This is a genomic window from Cycloclasticus sp. P1 (assembly GCF_000299965.1).
Taxonomy (GTDB): Bacteria; Pseudomonadota; Gammaproteobacteria; order Methylococcales; family Cycloclasticaceae; genus Cycloclasticus; species Cycloclasticus pugetii.
The window spans coordinates 655,012-674,175 of the sequence record NC_018697.1; the positions used below are offsets into that span (position 1 = coordinate 655,012).

Below are 19,164 nucleotides of genomic sequence, written 5' to 3' on the forward strand. Positions count from 1 at the left end.
TAACGTCCCTATTTAGAGTAAAACGGGTGTCATGTCATTTGCCAAACCTTTAATACTACGTGGTTGTTTTTTTACCGTTAGTTGAAAACATAATAAATTCGGTAGTAATGCTTTAACTTCATCGGCTCTTCCTTTGAATGTGCCATCATTACCCCATATCGCAATCGTTTTTTCAGCGCGTTGATGATTTTCTAATAAGCTGACATCATTATATGTGCCGATTGGGTCGCAGGCCTTTTTTAGGTCTGAAATGTTCTTCGCTCGGTACGCAAAAAGACTGCCAATAATAATGCTGCCATAGTCATGTTGTTTCGCATAAGCGATACATTTTTTTATTAAAGTATCATCATAATGGTCTTCTTCGCAGGTTGGGTGTAAAGCAATAAAAAATAAGCTCGGTTTTTTAATATCCCATGTTCGGCTCAGTGAATAACGGTATGTCTCATCGGTGGGTGGTATAACAAACGCATTGTCGGCATTTGCGCTAATGGACTCAGCTGTTTTAGCAGAATTTTTTGATGTGGCTGGAGCCGGTTTTGAATCGGATTTTTTTTGACGACCTAAATTATCTTGAAAATTCCAAATATCACTGGGCCACTCTTCTTGACTAAGGTCTTTTACTAAAAGCTCGTTAGTGCTTGTTTTGGCAAGTGGTGTAAAGCAGTCGGCATCTGAGCTAGGGGTATATTGACCAAAGGTGATTTGGCGCATGGTTCTTAATAAGTAGGGCGATATCTTACCAAGCTCTTCCCAGTTATTAATGGGGAAATGGGGCTTTTTAAATTGACCGTTACCAAATAACCACATCAAATATTGACCTATCCAGTCCCTAATATAAGGGAAGGCCGCAAAGGCCGTTGCGCACTCTAATATGCGGTACTTGCCATCTTTTCCAACAGCGATGTCACAGGCCCAGTATTCTGCTTTTGCGGCTTTAGAAACGCGTACAGCTAAATCAAGCACTTCCTTTGGCACGTTTTGGTAATCAATGCTGCCACCCTGGCTGGTATTGGTTAACCACTCACCTTCTGGTGGACGGCGCCAAAAGGCACACACCGGTTCGTGACCGATTAACATGACGCGAATATCAGCTGACATGGGAATAAAATCTTGAACGTAAATGGGGTTGTATTTTTTGCTTTCTAGTAGTTGTTTGGCTTCATCAAAAGTATCGACCTTATGAACAAAATAGCCACCATAATTTGACGGCCCATAGGATTTTTTAATGATTTTTGGGTAACGAGTTTTTTCAAGAAACTGGTAGCCTTTTTTACGGTCGTAAAAAATATGTGTTGGCGGAATAGGAATGTCATATTTTTTACAAAAGCGTGTAACGTTTTCTTTGGATTTATTAGAAAACTGTGTGTCTAGTGAGGGGACAAAGCGGACGTTAGGCAATGCTTTGGAGATTTCACGAAACGTTTCATATGCTGTTGCCGGAATATTACCAATTAAAACATCAATTTTTTTGTTTTTAATGTCGTTAATAAGGCGTTGCTGGTCATTTTTCCAATGATAAGTGACGGTTTCAATTTTATCCGGCCAACCTTTAAAGTTAGATGGGTGAAAAAATTGCAGTACAAAGTCCATGTACAGTAAACCTAATGTTGGGCGTTTTTGACTGCTATTCATTTATTTTTCTCGTGTAGTTTTTTTTCAATTAAGTTGACGATGGCGTTAATTTTTTTAGTATTAAAATCTAAGCCTAGTTGTTCTTGTTCTGGTGTGGCAAAAGCAGGGATGCCGTTGACCTCTAAAACCACATATTGTTCACGTTCTTGATCATAAATCATATCGACGCCAGCAATATCCAGGCCGGTTAATTTGGCGGCCTTTTTAGCTAAAGCGACCAGCTCATCAGTTGGTTCACGTAGTAACAATTTGCCGCCACTGGTAATGTTGGTTTTCCAGTCGCCAGCAGGGGCTTGACGACCATAGCAACTGATGTATTCACCGTCGACAATATCAACCCTGAAGTCAGTGTTATCGTAATCAATAAAGCGTTCAACGTAAAAATGCCGAAGATCGGTATGTTTTATAAAGGGTATCAGCATATCAAGGGCCGCGTCGTTTTCAATTTTAACAAGCCCCATACCTCCCCAGCCCTCAGTAGGTTTGTATATAATCTTGCCACCCCATTCTTTTAAGATTCTGCGTAGTGTATGAACATCATTACGATGGCATAACTCATATTCTGGCGTGATGATGCCATTACGTTGTAATAAATGAGCTGTTTTGAATTTATCTTCGGTTAGGCTAAAGGCCGTATAGTTATTAATGATCGGTATATATTGATCCAACGCCTCATAAAGATATAGTTGGTACTGTGTTTGTTGGCCAGCGTTGTAGCTAAAGAACAAATCTAACTCTTCCATTCTAATACCATCACAATAAATAGCGCCATTTGTGGCTGTTGCATTTCTTAAATTTAGCTCGGTAATTGCAGAAATGTCGCGTTCTTGTAATTGGGCAATGATCGAATTTTGAATAACATCACCACCACCATTTTGATAGATCCATAACCCAATTTCATAGGTAGACATGTTTTTTTATCCTCAGATGAAGCGCTCTATAAGATTACAGCAATATTAGTACCAAGCCTGTAAGTCTTTGTTTAGAGCTTGCTTAAAGCTGTTTTAGGTGCAAATAGTCGCACCATATCAGCGCTTTTTGCTTTTATATGGTGCGGTGCAAAAAATAAATGCTGGTTTTTTTTATTTGTTGTTCAAAACTGCGATATATTTCTAAGTATGGGGTGAATAATAGTGTTTATATCTTGAGACTAGGTGAACAGGGTTATGGCTATGTTGTTTGGATTTACCCTGAATTTGGTTAGGCCTTTTTTTGACTGTTAATAAAGCATGGTGAAGGGTGAAATGGATTTTTCTGAATTAGCAGAATTAATTAATATTAATTCTTATACGAAGAATAAGCAGGGTGTCGATAAGAGTGGTGCCTTGTTTCAACTATGGATGGAAGAGATTGGTTTCGTGACCTATGTTTACCAGCGAGAAATGATCGGTAATCATTTATTGTTTACCTCAACTCAATCAACAGGTAAAAAATTACTGCTGTTGGGCCATTTAGATACCGTTTTCCCGCCTTTGAGTTTTGAAACCTTTAGTGAAGATGAGCAGTGGATATATGGTCCGGGTGCTTGCGATATTAAAGGCGGTAACTATGTAGCTCTTTGTGCCTTGAGAGCTGTTAAAGCTGCCTGTGGTCAAATTGGCAATATAGATATGTTATTGGTCAGTGACGAAGAGACCGGCAGTGATGATTCCAAACTGATTAGCCAGCAATTAGCCGAACAATATGATTATGTGTTGGTGTTTGAGGCTGCAGGAAAGAATAATGAATTGGTGACTGGGCGAAAAGGCGTGGGCACATTCTTTATTGATATTAAAGGTAAGGCCGCACATGCTGGAAACCATTATTCCGAAGGAGTTAATGCTAATTTAGAGGCGGCGCATAAATGTATTCAATTAACTGAATTGACCGACTTGGAAAGAGGGACCACAGTGAATGTTGGTAAGTTGGAGGGCGGTATTGGTGCCAATACTATTTCTCCGCATGCTCGTTTAATTGTTGAAATGCGTTATACCAATATGAAAGAAAGAGATCGAGTGCTTGAGGCGATACACGTGATTACCCACACGCATGAAGTTGAGGGAACTGATGCCAGCTTATCTGGGGATATTCAGCGAGATGTCATGGAGCCTAATGAAAAACAGCAGCGGTTTTTAAGACAATTAGAATCCATCACCGGTGATCGATTGTTAACAGAACAACGGGGTGGTGTTAGTGACGCAAATATTTTTGCTGCGAAGGGTTGTATTACCTTGGATGGGTTTGGCCCCTTTGGAGATGGGGACCATACTATTCATGAACGAGCGAATAAACAAAGTTTTATAACGCGTATTGAGCAAGTTAGAAAAATCTTGATGCATTATAACCAAGGTTTGGAGAAGGGTTAACGCGTCTACTCAGTGTAATGAAGTTGATAAAAACCATGTGTGATCAAGTCGTTCGCTCGCAAGGCTAAACAAATATCTTATTTTGGACGAATAAAAGGCCTACTTATCTTAAGTGGCCTGTAGGATAAACTGCATTTTGCAGCCGTGGCTACATCATTATTAAGCCTTGCTTGGTATCAAATTTTTCATCGCTATTCGTAAAACCAGTAGACGTCTAGCCGTTGTTTTTTTAGGCCGTTATAAAGCCCTTTGTGTTTACTTAATGGGGTATCATCATGACAGTAAAGTTGTTAAAAATTTAATGAATCAGTGGCTTAGCCCGCCCTCTGGCATTCATTGGTATAAGCAAGTTGTCAACGATCGGGGTTTATATGGGTCAACAAGATTTAAAACAAGAATCTAGGTGCTGGGGGGTGTTTGATTTGACACCCAACACAAGGTTGCAATTTAACTGTGGGGACCTTTTGCTGGATATTGCGTCTGGCGAGAAAGATTGGCTTATGCAGTATGAGTTGAAAACAAGCGACACAGTGCACAACCCGTGTATACAACTGATGGGTACGGGTGAGGAGGGCTGGAGCTTGGCGAACAAGCAACGTATTGTGTCAAACAATATGCCGCAAAAGCTTTCCTTGACTCCTGTTATGTCTGACAGGGCTATTGTCTGTCGTGCGACCACGACTGTTGTCTTGTTGCCAAAAGAACAAATATCGCTCTATGTTGCTGTTCCATTGTGGTTGCAACTGAGTATAAGGGGCGGAAAAAAACCATTGTTAGATGTCTCAACAGAGCGTATTTCAGATACATGGTTTGGCTTAAATTCACGAGAAGGTGTGATGAGTTATGCTTTGCGTATGAGCGAGCAATTAGATATACAACCTTCAACCAACCACGGAATGCGAGTGACGATTGAGATTAGAATTAAAAATGAATCCAATGAACAACTAAATTTAGATAAAGTGAGTGTGCCAGCACCACATCTTGCGCTTTATGTAGATGAAGTTGGTCACTTTTGGACACGCCGTATTACTATGGTTCGTGAACAAGATGAACAGGCGACCCTGACCATAGATAAAGTAATGAGTACAGGTTTAGCCCATCAAAACCTGACCCTAGTGAGTGCAGCAAGAGACGACCTGGGGCAACATAAAATAACAAAGGCCTTATCAGCTTTGTTTGGTTAGCCAATAATACCCCAGGACATAACAGATGGATAATGTATTCGCCAACATAAATACCGAGTTAACAATGGCCGTTGTACGTGCGCTGATTTTTTTTATAGTCGGTATTATTTTATCTCGAGCAGCTAATAACGTGGTGACCCGCTGGTCAACGCATAAGCTGGATGCGCATAAACAGTTATTGGTCGCAAGAGTGGCCAGTTACCTTGTGCTGCTGATGTTCTTTTTTATGGGTTTAAAAGCACTCGGGTTTGATTTAGGGGTGTTGATAGGCGCAGCTGGAATTATATCGGTTGCGATTGGTTTCGCCTCGCAAACCTCCGCCTCAAACATTATTAGTGGGTTGTTTTTGGTGTCTGAACGGCCCTTTTCGATTGGTGACATGGTTCGTGTAGGTTCAACCATTGGCGAGGTTATTTCTATTGATTTATTATCGGTCAAACTAAGAACCTTTGATAATTTATTTGTACGAATCCCCAATGAAACATTGATCAAGTCAGAAGTCACCACATTGACGCGTTTTCCAATTAGGCGAATTGATTTGGCGATAGGTGTTGCCTATAAAGAAAGCATTAAGCATGTGCGCAAAGTGATGGAGCGGGTCGCCGATGCTAATCCGATCTGTTTGGATGAGCCTAAACCGACTTTTATTTTTAAAGGGTTTGGCGATTCCTCGTTGGATATGCAGTTTTCGGTTTGGGTAAAGCGAGAAAATTTTAGCGAACTAAAAAATGCTATTTATGAAGAAATTAAAGAAGCCTTTGATGCCGAAGGGATAGAAATACCCTTTCCGCACCAATCCATCTATGCGGGTAGTGTTACCGAACCGTTCCCTATACGCGTGGTAACAGAGGAAAATGAGGCTGGACGTTAATTCGTAGTGAATAACGCTACTTAGAGAGCTTTATCAACTGGGCTTAGCCGCAAAAACTAATGTTTGAAGCTGACTGATTGGGCTTTATGATATCTGCGCTTTTAGTCATGGTTTTCATCGGCAATTACTTTTTCTCGTTGGTATAAAATAATGGCGGCGGTTCGTAGTGCGCCTAGTACAAACAAAAAAGCAGAAAGGGCATAAAGCATACTGGGATCAATTTTATGCTTGAATAAGGCAATTAAAATTTCACGAATAATGAAAACAATCGCTGCGTCAATAATTAAAGAAATTTTTAGTTTGTGAGAAATAAAGTAGTCGGTTATCGAACGCGATAATTCAATTAACACATAGAGGGTGAGCACATCAGTAATAATGTTAATATACTGACCGGTTACCCCTTCTAATTTAAGCAAATCCCAAACAGAGAAAACGAGTTGGCCTGCCCCAATAGCAATGCCAATTATTATCAGTGCGAGAATCACCCCAAATACAATATCAATGGTCTGACGATATAATTTTTTGAAAAACGTACTGAACATTATTTGCTCCTAAGCACGTCATTCGACGTGTGCTATTAACGACAAAATAGACAATAACACGAATTGCTTTGAGTCCTTATTTAATAATATAGAAAGCGCTAAATCAGACTGTCATAAACCGTTACTATGTCTTATGTTAAAAGAAACGAAAGGGCTAACAGTTGATTAAAAGATCCGATGGCTGGTAGGGGTGGCGAGTGTATTTCATAAGAAGGGTTTGGCTGATTTTTACACATAAACAATGTATTTAAACATTAAGAAAGGGGAATAGAATGACCGATGAAGTAAGCCAGTTAGTCGAACGGCTCAATGATGCTCATCATGATGAACAAAGGGTTGTCTTTGAAGATGCTGTAGATCAACTCGAAGGCACTGAGCTGGCTTTATTACTCGAGTCATTGCCTGTGGCGGAGCGCTTAGAGCGATGGGAACAAGTGCCAGATGAAGAGCGTATTAATGTGTTGGTCACAATGCGCTCGGAATCACGCCAGGCCATTTTTGACAGTATTGATGAGGAGAAATTACACGCTCTATTGAATAATGTTCATGCTGAAGACCTTGTTCAATTAGCCGATACGTTGCCTGAGTCAGTGGTTGATGAAGCCTTGCAAAATATGGCTGAAATGCAACGTGAACATTATCAGCAATCGGTTCAATATGAAACTGATCAAATTGGGCGTTATGTCGATCACGGGCTATATATTTTGCCCAGAACAGCACGTGTTCGTGATGCCTTACGGGGGCTTAAAAAATCGTCTTTTGAGTGTGCAGATTGCCTTTATTTAATTAAAAGAAATGGTGATTTTGCAGGGACCGTATTAATTCAAACATTATTTTCTGCTCCGCCAGAGCAATCATTGCAGGCATTAAGTATTGACGAGCCAATGACAGTGCCTGCTGAAATGAGTCGTTCTACAGCCTCCGATAAAGTTGAACATTCGGGTTTGATGGCGCTGCCTGTGGTTGATGCGAATAACAAACTATCTGGGCGTATTACTTTGCGCCAAGCCCTTGAAATAACGCGTGAAAATTATGAAAGCCAATTAATGGCAACAGCGGGTTTAAATGAAGATGAAGACCTTTTTGCGCCTGTATTACGCAGTTCTAAACGAAGGGCAACTTGGCTGGGCATTAATTTGTTAACCGCATTTTTCGCATCTTGGGCGATTGGCCTTTTTGAAGCGACATTGCAACAAGTTGTTGCGCTAGCTGTTTTAATGCCTATTGTCGCCTCTATGGGTGGGATTGCCGGCAGTCAAACATTAACCTTAATTATTAGGGGACTTGCATTGGGGCAAATTGCAAAAGGTAATATCCCACCCTTGTTAATCAAAGAGGTCAGTGTCGGTGCGCTTAACGGTGTGTTATGGGCTATTGTAATTGGCGTTATTGCCTCTTTCTGGTTTGCTAGTATCAACATTGGTTTAGTCATAGCAGCAGCGATTGTATTAAACATTATTGCGGCAGCTTTTTCAGGCGTGGTGATTCCAATTATTCTTGACCGATTGACTATAGACCCAGCCTTATCGGGCTCAGTTATCTTGACAACAGTAACTGATGTGGTGGGCTTTGTTGCATTTTTAGGTTTGGGAACCTTATTTCTGCTTTAATGCGGTATTGACGTTACTTTTACTCTTTCGAAAGGTTTAGTGGCGTGGTGATAAGGTGGTGGGTCGTTCTAATCATCTAGAGGATTTTATTGTTAAGGTGATGGCACAATTTTAAAAATTATTTAGAGGTTATGCTTTGTTTACAGTGTTATTAAGGGGGAGCCTATTCGCTGTATTGTTGTCATTATTTTTTATGGCGGGCCTTGTGCAGGCGGAAGATCTGATCATTTCGGTGCAATTAGATGGCGCGCCTGAAGGCAAAAAGGACACCTTGTTAAGTGGTCTGAGTATTGTTAAACATCAAAAAAACCAACTGTTATCGTCTAAACGTATTCATCGCTTACATGAACAAGCAGTAGATGAGCTTTCCGAAATGCTGCCCGTGTATGGTTATTACAAGGCCAAAGTTACTAGCAAATTAGAAAAAAAAGATAATATCTGGTTGGCGAGTTATCAGTTAAATTTAGCTGAGCCTGTCACTATTCAAGCGGTCAATGTCACAATCGAAGGTGAAGGCTTGCACGATGAGAGTTTTCAGCGGTTATTAGAAAATTTTCCATTAAAGGAAGGGGAGGTGCTTAATCATGAGCAGTATGAATCAGCCAAGAAAAACCTACGACGATTAGCTGCTGAACGAGGTTATTTTGATGGTGAGCTGACTGAGCATCGGGTTGAAGTTAGTTTAGCTAACAACAAAGCGACTATTTATTTAGTGTATCAATCCGGTGGGCGGTATGTCTTTTCGAAGACTGTCTTTCCTAAAACGGTTATTAACAATGAACTATTGTTAAAACTATCGCCGATCAAGCAAGGCGCGCCTTATTTAGCCTCTAAGGTCTTGGCGTTGAGAAGTAATCTGAATAATAGTGGTTATTTTAATTCCGTGTCAGTGACGACGCTGATTGATGAACGTCAAAATGGCGTAGTCCCCTTAGCTATTTCCTTGGAACCGGAAACGCAGTATCGCTATTCTGCGGGGTTGGGGTTTGGAACCGATAGTGGTGCAAGGGCCTCACTCGGCTGGGAAAATAGATATGTTAATAATCGCGGGCATCGCTTTAGTGCGGGCACTAAATTTTCACAAATTGGTAATAGCTTGTCGGCGGACTACCAGATGCCCTTTTGGAGCCCTAAGATTTCTGATGTTGGTTTTAATGCCGAATTTAAAAACAAAGATACCGAAAGCAGCGAAAGTCGTTCATTTGCAGTCGGCAGTTATTATAAAACTGATCGATGGGGCTGGAATGAAACCGGCTCAATAAAATTTCTAAATGAAAATTTTGACGTGTCAGAAGATGATAATACCTCGACCTTGGTGATTCCTAGTATTGCTTGGTCAAAAACATGGGCAGATAACAGTATCTATACCCGACAAGGTGGTCGGTTATCCTTGTCATTGTCGGGTGCCAGTGAAGCGGTATTATCGGATACGACGTTTGCGCAAATGGTTTTAAGAGGGAAATATATTCAATCGATTGGCGAAAAAGGTCGGTTTATTACCCGTGGTGCTTTAGGGGCGACAGACGTGAGCGATTTTACAAAACTGCCTAGCTCATTGCGGTTTTTTGCCGGTGGCGACAGCAGTATCCGTGGTTTTGATTTTGAATCACTAGGGCCTGAAGGTGACGATGGTGAGGTCACTGGTGGACGTTATTTATTGGTTGGAAGTGTGGAATACGAACGCATGCTGGTGGGCAACTGGGGAGTTGCCGTGTTCAGCGATTTTGGTAATGCCGTTAACAGTTTGCATAATCCCCTAGAATACAGTGCAGGCCTTGGTATTCGCTGGAAATCGCCCATTGGCCTTATTCGATTTGATATAGCTAAAGGGTTATCAGATTCAGCTGATTCAATCGGCTTCCATGTGGTCATTGGGCCTGACTTATGATGTATCGCGCTGGTCTACGTGTATTGTTAGCCACGTTTCTTTTGATAAGTGTGCTGTTGGCTTGGCTTGCGTTGACCGAATCTGGTCTTTCGGCGGTGCTATCGCTCAGTCAAAAATTGGTACCCGAATTAACGGTAAAAAAAGTGTCTGGCCGCTTGCTTGATGGCGCTGTATTTGAACAAATAGACTATCAAGTTGACGAGCATAACCGAGTGTCTATTAATAATTTAACGCTAAGTTGGCAGGCGGCTGAGTTAATAAGAGGGCGGTTAACAATTAACGAGTTGCTGATTGATGATGTGTTGATGACACAGCAGGGAAATGGGGCACAGACCTCAACGCCTATCAGTTTGCCTGCTATTTCATCTCCGTTGGTATTATCGCTGAAGAAGGTTCGTGTTAATACGCTAACAGTGCAGCAAGGGCAGGCTGTGAGGCAGCCGATCAGAAACCTTCAAGCGGCATTGAGTCTTTGGGGAGACATCCTAACGATTGATGCTTTATCCCTCGACAGTACAGATATAGCAGGTTTAAAACTGAATGGATCGATACAGTTAAGCGGTGATTACCCTACAACTTTAGCGTATGAGTGGTTTGCAAAGGATCCGACGTTGAAAGGGCTGGCTGGGAAAGGCGATATTAAAGGTAATGCAAGCGAATTACGAGTTGAGCTGAAGGTTATTAAACCGATGCAGTCGACCAGCGTCCTGACGATAAAAAATTTACTCGGTAAACTGAGTTGGCAAATGAATGCGCGCATTGCACAGCTTAATCTGGCTGATTATGTAGACGGCCAAACAGGGCATTTAAATAGCATTCAAGTAACAGCCCAAGGCGATATAAATCAAGCGGATATTAAGTTTGATGCAGGCTATCAACAAAAAGGCTGGCCCGTGTTGGCGTGGAGCGCTCAGCTGCTTAGTAAAGACCTTGATAGCTGGACGCTGAACAGCATTTTAGCCAATGAAAACGGACTAAGGTTGTCCCTGTACGGCGCTGTTAATAACGTGATGACGTTACCAATACTTGAGCTAACTGGGCAGTGGCAACAGTTCGCTTGGCCGATGTCTAACGGAGCTAGCGGTATAGCAAGTCGAAGCGGCGAATTGACTATTCAAGGCGGGCTGGACGAGTATAGGCTTGCAATAAATGGGGTGGTGGAAGCGCAGCAACAGGCCTTCAATTTTAAAGGGGTGATGGAGGGCAGCTCGAATAAGCTAAACATCACACAGTTACAACTGAACGGTTTAGACGGCCAGGCTTCTTTAGTGGGCTGGTTAGATTGGCAGAACCAAATACCTAGTTTTCAGGCTAATGTCACAATAGAAAACATTGACTTGCCAAACATTTTGAGTGAGACGGCCTTATTAATTAAAGAAGGACAGCTAGCGTTTGCCGGTACGGTTGCCGATGCTACGGCTAAAATCGACGGCGATTTATCAATCAATTCGCTACCCGTGTCAGTACAAGCACAGGCAAAAATTAGCCAGCAAGGTGCGAAAGATTTAAATATGAAGCTGGCTGTTGAGTCTGGCCAAATGAGCTTTATTGGCGAAGCGCAATGGCAAGATATGCTCGCGCTTAAAGGCTCAGTGAGGCTCAATAAAGTTAACCCCGCATTTATTTCGTCACAATGGCCGGGGCAATTATCTGGTGGTTGGCAACTGGTGGCCGAAAACCTTAATACTAAGGCCGTGGGTGTATCAATAAAGGGGCTGGATATTAGCGGTACCTTAAGGCAACGACCGGTGCATTTTAGCAGCGATTTTTCAACCCTTGCACAGCAGCTGACGGTCAAGAAATTCCAACTACAGTCCGGCCAATCAGTTATCACAGCGTCGGGGCAAATAAATGAAGGGAAAACGCTAAATTGGGTTGTTAATTCGTCTAATTTAGCAGATTTTCATCCCGAGCTAACGGGAGCATTAACGGCGTTAGGAACAGTCAGTGGGAACCTTGCTACAGCGCAAATATTTGCCGATATTGATGGAAACAAACTAGCCTATTCTAACGTTGTGAGCATTAATCAATGGAAAAGTAAGCTTAGCCTAGATATGAGTCAACAGGGCGTTATGAGTGGTAAAGGCTCGCTTGTCGGCTTAAGTGTTGAAAATTCAGCGCCACTTGATGTCACGGTGGATCTTAACGGTACGACAGATAAGCATCAAGTTTCTGTTGATGTGGATAACAGGGAGTTAAAGGTATCGGCTCAACTGGCCGGTGGCTTGTCTGGGACAAATTGGCAGGGTGAGTTTTCACAACTGACGCTAGAACATGTTCTAGCAGGGCAGTGGCGCCTTAGCGAGCAAGGTGCAATACGTATCGCCAGTACGCATGGTTCATTTGATAAGCATTGCCTACAATCAGCCACTGGCTCAGTCTGTATACAGGCAAATAATTCAACCCGTGGCGATTGGAATATTCAAGGTGAGTTGGCTACCATTCCGCTAACGCTTTTACAGAGCTTTTCCAGTTCACTGGACCCATTAGAAGGGAATTTAAAAGGTCGGTTTGAACTGGCTGGCAGAAATCAATATCCAATAAGTGGCCAAGGTGTTTTCAGTTTGACTGATGGTCGGGTTTTGCTAGAAAAAGATTTAACGCTTGAAAATACAGTGATCGCCTTACGCAATGCCAATATCGATTTTCAGCTTGCCGAGAAAGGGGTGGTTGCGAATGTGTTGATTGAGCCTGATTTAACTGGTGTTTCAGCGTTAACAGGCCAAGTTAGTGTGCCTTCCCTGAAAACGGTTATTGATACGCCACAGCAAGCAGGGTTGTCAGGCTATTTCAGCTTGTCGGTAAAAGATTTATCGGTTTTTGATACGTTGTACTCTGAGTATGAACACTTACAAGGCCAGTTGAATGTTGATATCAAATTAACTGGTACGGTGGCGAACCCAGATGTTACAGGAAACGTATTGCTTGCTAACGCGGGAGTAGAGTTGACTAGTTCTGGAACAGTGTTATCAGCAATTAATGCGAGTTTAGAAGGCGGGGTGGAGACAGGTATTCACTTAAAATATAAGGCGACCTCTGGTGAAGGTGATTTTTATGGTGATGGTCAAGTTGTTTTTGCTGATAAAGGCTGGCATGCCTCGTCTACACTGGTAGGCGAGAATGTTGAGGTTTTGAATTTACCCGAAGCGTATGTAATCGCATCACCGAATTTATTATTTAATATGACGGCTGGCTCAGCATACCTTGAAGGAAGCATTAATATACCGACCGCAGACTTAGCACCGATAGAGTTTAATATTCCTGTGTCTGCTAGTAAAGATGTGGTTGTTATTGATAAGACGTTAGCAAAAGAAACAAAACCTATTTCAACCCGGGTCAAATTAAACGTTAATTTGGGTGATAACGTACAGGTTAAAGGGCTGGGTTTTGAGGGAGCACTAACTGGCGGATTATTAGTTAGCGGTGAGACAGATAAACTGCTTCTTGGAACTGGCGATATCGTTATTAATAAAGGTACCTATAGGGCATATGGCCAACAACTAGCGGTTGATAATGGCAAAATACAATACTCCGGAGGCGCGCTGGATAACCCAAATTTGGATATAAAGGCGGTAAGAAAAGAGAAAAAATTTACAGCGGGCCTGCACTTGTTAGGCCCGGTCGATAACCTTCAAACCTCGTTATTTTCTATACCGTCGATGAGTGATGACGAGGTGCTGGCTCATTTGTTATTGGGCCGCTCTTTGTCGAACGCGAGTGCATCGGATGCTGCTTTGTTAGCCTCTGCTGCCAGTGGTTTAGGCATTAAAGGCGGTAATATGATTGGTGAACAAATAGCCAATGCGTTTGGGTTGGATGCTGTTACATTTGATGGTAATGGTGGGGATGATACGGCTTTGCATGTTGGTAAGTATTTGCTGCCAAATTTATATTTAAGTTACGGCATTGGGATTTTTGATTCGGTGAGTACGGTTAATCTGAGGTACGAATTGAGTAAGCTGTGGTCATTAAAAGCAGAATCGGGTGTAGATACGGGGGTGGATTTACTATACGTTCGTGAACAATAAATCTAATAGCCATCAGTGGCTTAGTAGATAAGCGGTTATAGTAATGGGGTAAATGAAGGGTTAGTTTTAACATATGTTCACATGCTAGGTGAGCATTGTACAGTCGATATATGAAGCGAAGCGTCTAGGGTGTTTATAGTGTGGGGAATAAAATATGAAGTTATTGCGGTGTTTTAGTTATCTTTGTTTGGTTGTTTTTAGTGTTCACAGCTCGGCTGTTGCTGCGCAGGAACTGATAAATCAAGAAGCGACTAAGTTATGGCTTAAAGAAAAACAAGAGACGATAGAACTTATTTCTCAACAGCTAGCTGACAATACGATAGATAAAGCTCGTTTGTTGGAATTGCGTCAAACGCTTCGCTCAGCGCGAACAGAATTACAATATAAGGTTGACGTTATTAAGCCGGTTAATAATAGCGTGCAAGCAGATTTGGCCGACCTTGGCGCTGCCCCCGATGAAGATGCGCCACCAGAGCCCGATAATATTCAAAAGTTGCGCGCTGAGTTAACGAATGAATCGTTAATTATTGAAGGTTTGCTGACACAAGCCGAAGCGCTGACGTCTAAATCATCGCGGTTGTTAGAAAAAATCACTTCGTTAAGACGCACATTATTTTTAGATGGGCTTTTTGAGCGGCAAATGGCAGTATTTAATACTACTTTATGGAAAACAGCAGAAGAGCCTTTTTATGCTCAATTTTCAAATTACAAAGGTATTTTTTACGATAAAACTCTGCGGTCGTTGAGTGTCATATCGGGCTGTATTCTTTTGGTCGTTTTCCTTTTCGCCACGTTAGTATCAAAAAAAAGGTTAACTATAAAATTACAAAATGCTGGGCGGGAACATGTGTTTCCATTGGTTTCAGCGTCGTTAGTTTTGCCATTTTTAGCGATAGGGCTAGGGCTGCTTTTCATTTATCAACTATTTATTAGCCAAGGCATTGTAACCGAGGCTAATCACTTGTTAATACAAAAGGTATTAATGCTTACGGGGTTTTTGTTCGCTGTGTATTTGATGACAGGGCGGTTTTTGAAAGCGGCTCTTATTCGTTCACATTTGCGTTATTTAATCTGTGTGGTGGCACTGCTGTTTGCTGTTGATACATTGCTTCTTGAAAGTGGAAAAATTATCGGGGTGCCCATAGAGCTGGCTGTTGTCCAAAGTTATATTGTGAGCTTAACTTTTGCGTTTATATTAGGCCTGTTTTCTTTGTTTGTATTGATAGGGCCAAAAGAGACTAAAGACTACTTTTTCCCACGCAAGATATTTGTTGTTTTTCTAACGATTAGCCTCTCCATCATTATATTTAATGTATTTGGCTATGCAGCTCTTAGCCGTTATATCTTCGAAGGTTTTGTTCTTATTTTTTCATTATTAGCGTCTATTCTCGTTATAAGAGCGGTTATTCGTCCATACTTTTATCGCTTAGATAAACGCTTTTCTCAAGACAACATACGGGAAGACTCAGAGCAGGTTATTTACTTCTGGTTATGCCTATCATTGGATCTTATTTTGTTCTTTATCTGTTTACCTTTTGTTGCCGGTATTTTTGGCACCGAATGGCAATACATTCAAGAGACGATAAAGCAGGCATTTTTTGGCTTTAAAGTTGGCAATATGACCATCTCAATTTCAAATATTGGGGTTGGTTTACTTGTCTTTCTAACCTTGCTGTTCATCACACGCGTTATTCAGCGTATTTTGGATCAAAAGATTTTGCCTAAAACGAACATGGATACGAGTGTTCGTCAGTCAATAACACAGGTGTTAGGTTATGTTGGGCTGATTGTTGCGCTAATGGCGAGTATATCAGCGGTTGGATTTGATCTAACGAATTTGGCGTTGATAGCCGGTGCGCTGTCTGTTGGCATTGGTTTTGGTTTGCAAAGTATCGTGAGTAACTTTGTTTCAGGCCTTATTTTGCTGTTTGAACGGCCCATAAAAGTAGGGGATTGGCTGATTACCAATTCAGGTGAAGGGATTGTAAAGAAAATCAGCGTGCGTGCCACAGTTGTTGAAACCTTTGACCGAACATCGATTATTGTGCCAAATGCTGAGCTCATTTCATCGTCTGTTAAAAATTGGACGCATGCAGATAGAGTAGGTCGTGTGATTGTGAATGTTGGCGTGTCATACTCCTCGGACCCACAACAAGTTCGAGATCTTCTAATGGACATGATTACGGAAAATAAAGACGTCTTAAAAACCCCAAAACCAACAGTTCTTTTTAAGGACTTTGCAGATAGCGCATTGATATTTGAAATACGTTTCTTTATTAGTAATATCCAAGAAATTTTTCCAATTTCAAGCCAAGTGCGCTTTGATATTTGGGAAGTGTTTAAAGAGGCAGGGGTGGAAATTTCTTTCCCACAAAGAGACTTACACATTCGTACAGCACCTGGATTAGAGGGAGTGTTTGATGGAAAATAGTCATATCCTTTACGCTTGTAAGTTGAATGGCGACGGCTCGAGTACCTTGCTCGAAGAGTCACAGATACAACAAACCATTAGTAGTGAATCCAAGGTTTGGATTCATTTAGAAGCAGAGCACCCAGAAAGCCGCCGTTTGCTTGAAAAAGAGTTTCCGCATTTAGATCACTTAGTTGTTGATGCCTTATGTGCAGATGAAACAAGACCTAGAATTCTTGAATTTGACTATGGCGCGTTGCTTATTTTACGCGGGGTAAATTTAAACCCTGGCGCTGAGCCGAATGATATGGTGTCGATACGTTTATGGGTTGATAAAGATAATATTATCAGCCTACGGCGTCGAAAACTAAGAGCTGCCATCGATATTCAAGGGAAACTAAAAGCGGGGAAAGGGCCAAAAAATAGTGGCGATTTTGTGACCACGCTAATCGCCGGTTTATTTGAGCGAATGGAACCTATTTTTTCTGAAATAGATGAGAAGTTAGACGAGGTTGAAGAAAGTGTTATGGAAAATCCTGACACAAATGAGCGACAGGAAATCACCTCTATTCGTAAAGACGCCATTATGTTTAAACGTTATATTGCCCCTCAAAGAGACGTGATTTCAAGCCTTCGTGTCTCTGATCAGTCGTGGTTGGAGCAAATGCATAAACGCCGCTTGCAAGAGTCATTAGACCGCGTAATAAGGTATGTTGAAGATTTGGATACGATTCGTGAGAGGGCTCAAATTGTTAAAGATGAGCTGGTCACCGGTCTTTCTGATCGGCTGAATAAAAATATGTATATGCTCTCGGTTGTTGCGGCTATATTTTTACCCCTAGGTTTCTTGACTGGGCTGTTAGGGATTAATGTTGGCGGTATACCAGGGGCAGATAATGAAGCTGCTTTTTGGATCTTTATGGGCATATTGGCGCTAATTATCTTAGCTCAGGTCTGGTTGTTTAAAAAATTAAAATGGTTTTAAGAAGCGGTTTTTAAAGGTATATGGTAGTGAGTATCGGCCAAGCGTTTAGCGGATAGTTTGCTGGCCTTAACTGAACCAGCAAACCATTCATGGCGTCTTATAAGAGAGGGGGTAAGGGGCTAAAACCGCTGAGTGTTTATAAAAATAATCTCTGCATACCGTTAGACAGGGGGGAGCGCATGCAATGGCTAAATTTTGCCCTTTTTAGTTAATAGCGCGTAGGTGGTTAAAGTGTTTCCAAAACGCTAGAACTAACGGGTCTTTCCCACTTAAGCCTCTTTTCAATAGACGCAATAATATGCCCGGCTATATCTTTACCGGTGGCAGACTCAATACCTTCTAAACCTGGAGATGAATTAACTTCTAAAAGCAGTGGACCTTTACTCGAACGTATAATATCAACGCCAGCAACTTTAAGCCCTAATACTTTTGCCGAAAGCGTTGCTAAACGACGTTCTTCGGGTGTTATTTTAACCACAGAAGCGCTACCACCTTGATGAATGTTAGCTCTAAATTCGCCAGGAGCAGCAGTTCGTTGAATTGAGGCAACTACTTTGCCATCAATGACAAAACAGCGTAAATCTTTCCCGTCTGCTTCTTTAATAAACTCTTGAACTAGCAAGTTTGCATGCAGTGCTTTGAAGGCATTGATAACACTTTCGGCGGCTTTTTTAGTTTCAGCTAATACAACACCTCGGCCTTGAGTGCCTTCTAATAGTTTTACAATCAATGGCGCTCCGCCAACCATTTCTATCAAGTCGCTGGTATCCATTGGCGAGTGTGCAAAACCTGTTGTGGGGATACCAATGCCACTTTTTAACATCAGTTGAAGCGAAAATAACTTATCTCTTGATTGGCTAATAGCGGATGATGAATTGACGGTATAAATGCCCATGCTTTCAAATTGGCGAGCCAAGGCGCAGCCATAAAAGGTCATGCTAGGTCTTATACGTGTGACAACGGCATCTAAGTCATTGAGGATTTTACCGCCTCGATAATGGACTTCAGGTGCTTGTTCATCGACTTTCATATAGCAATATTTGATGTTTAAAAACACCATTTCATGGCCACGTTCCTCAGCGGCTTCCATAAGGCGCATGTTGCTATAAAGGTCGGGGTTACTGGCAAGTAAGCCTATTTTTAGCCCACTTTTGTTTTTTTGAGGCTGGCCATACCAATCGTAAAGCTGTTCTTTTGACGGCTCGTTGAGGCATAGGCTTAGCTCAGGGTCTACCAAGATTCGTCCTTTCATCGCTTCACGACCTAACAACATACGATAGCCCATTGAATCACGGTTTGCTAAGGTGAGTTCTACTTCCCATGTTTCGCTTTCCACCTTAATTAAGGTGGAAATTACGTAGCGTGTTTCAGAAATTCCAGACGAGCTTTTGACGGAACGTTTGTCAACCACAGGGCGTTCACAGCGCAACACAGTGCGGCGATCCTTTTGTAGTGGGTGTACTTCAAAGCTAACCCATAAAAGGCCTTCGCGTCTAAAGGTTTGAATGTTAAAGGCATGAATAGAGGATGTTTTAGCACCTGAGTCTACACGCGCTTTGATAGCAGGAATGCCTAGGGCAGGGAAGGAACACCATTCTTCACTACCTACAATGATTTTATTATTGCTAGAAGTCATTTATTAGTCCAAATTAAAGGGTAAAAGGGGTAC

The 19,164-nt window shown here is 41.8% G+C and carries 12 protein-coding genes and 1 pseudogene; 8 read left to right on the forward strand and 5 right to left on the reverse strand.

All coding sequences use genetic code 11. The features are described from left to right. Window positions 1-12: 12 nt before the first annotated feature. Both Q91_RS03210 and Q91_RS03215 read right to left on the reverse strand, forming a co-directional pair. Window positions 13-1,632, reverse strand: a complete 1,620-nt coding sequence (locus tag Q91_RS03210) for a DUF1643 domain-containing protein (protein WP_015005446.1) — start codon at window positions 1,630-1,632, stop codon at window positions 13-15. Next, a complete protein-coding gene (locus Q91_RS03215) occupies window positions 1,629-2,543 on the reverse strand; it encodes a RimK family alpha-L-glutamate ligase (protein ID WP_015005447.1) in 915 nt (304 codons plus the stop codon). Before Q91_RS03215 ends, Q91_RS03210 begins: the two co-directional genes overlap by 4 nt. 333 nt (window positions 2,544-2,876) lie before the next feature. Here Q91_RS03215 and Q91_RS03220 point away from each other — a divergent pair, with 333 nt between their 5' ends. From Q91_RS03220 to Q91_RS03230, 3 genes are all read left to right on the forward strand, one after another. Next, a complete protein-coding gene (locus Q91_RS03220) occupies window positions 2,877-3,977 on the forward strand; it encodes a M20 family metallopeptidase (protein WP_015005449.1) in 1,101 nt (366 codons plus the stop codon). Between the two features lie 371 nt (window positions 3,978-4,348). Further along, window positions 4,349-5,161 carry a hypothetical protein gene (locus Q91_RS03225; protein WP_015005450.1) on the forward strand — a complete coding sequence of 271 codons (813 nt, stop codon included), beginning with the start codon at window positions 4,349-4,351 and terminating at the stop codon, window positions 5,159-5,161. 25 nt (window positions 5,162-5,186) lie between these two features. Next, window positions 5,187-6,032 (forward strand): mechanosensitive ion channel family protein, encoded by an 846-nt coding sequence (locus Q91_RS03230; protein ID WP_015005451.1) that lies wholly within the window; start codon window positions 5,187-5,189, stop codon window positions 6,030-6,032. A 101-nt stretch (window positions 6,033-6,133) separates the two neighbouring features. On the opposite strand, the gene Q91_RS03235 is transcribed toward Q91_RS03230, so the two are convergent. After that, entirely contained in the window at window positions 6,134-6,574 is a 441-nt protein-coding gene (locus tag Q91_RS03235) for a phosphate-starvation-inducible PsiE family protein (RefSeq protein WP_015005452.1), read from the reverse strand. A 272-nt stretch (window positions 6,575-6,846) separates the two neighbouring features. Between Q91_RS03235 and mgtE the strand changes: the two genes are divergently transcribed. From mgtE to Q91_RS03260, 5 genes are all read left to right on the forward strand, one after another. Next, a complete protein-coding gene (gene mgtE, locus Q91_RS03240) occupies window positions 6,847-8,184 on the forward strand; it encodes a magnesium transporter (protein ID WP_015005453.1) in 1,338 nt (445 codons plus the stop codon). Between the two features lie 193 nt (window positions 8,185-8,377). Continuing rightward, window positions 8,378-10,072, forward strand: coding sequence for an autotransporter assembly complex family protein (locus Q91_RS03245; RefSeq protein ID WP_050999768.1), 1,695 nt, complete (start codon window positions 8,378-8,380; stop codon window positions 10,070-10,072). Then, on the forward strand, window positions 10,069-14,100 hold the full coding sequence (locus Q91_RS03250) for a translocation/assembly module TamB domain-containing protein (RefSeq protein ID WP_041230485.1): 4,032 nt from the start codon (window positions 10,069-10,071) through the stop codon (window positions 14,098-14,100). The genes Q91_RS03245 and Q91_RS03250 overlap by 4 nt, the downstream gene beginning before the upstream one ends. 154 nt (window positions 14,101-14,254) lie before the next feature. Then, complete coding sequence (locus Q91_RS03255) at window positions 14,255-16,531, forward strand: mechanosensitive ion channel domain-containing protein (protein ID WP_015005456.1); 2,277 nt, start codon at window positions 14,255-14,257, stop codon at window positions 16,529-16,531. Next, a complete protein-coding gene (locus tag Q91_RS03260) occupies window positions 16,521-17,495 on the forward strand; it encodes a zinc transporter ZntB (RefSeq protein ID WP_015005457.1) in 975 nt (324 codons plus the stop codon). Before Q91_RS03255 ends, Q91_RS03260 begins: the two co-directional genes overlap by 11 nt. Window positions 17,496-17,721: 226 nt before the next feature. Here the strand turns inward: Q91_RS03260 and rimK are convergent, their stop codons facing one another. Both rimK and Q91_RS11725 read right to left on the reverse strand, forming a co-directional pair. Further along, a complete protein-coding gene (gene rimK / locus Q91_RS11720) occupies window positions 17,722-18,594 on the reverse strand; it encodes a 30S ribosomal protein S6--L-glutamate ligase (protein WP_232228647.1) in 873 nt (290 codons plus the stop codon). Between the two features lie 177 nt (window positions 18,595-18,771). Then, a pseudogene (locus Q91_RS11725) lies at window positions 18,772-19,131 on the reverse strand (ATP-dependent zinc protease); the annotation flags it as partial. Window positions 19,132-19,164 lie beyond the last annotated feature (33 nt).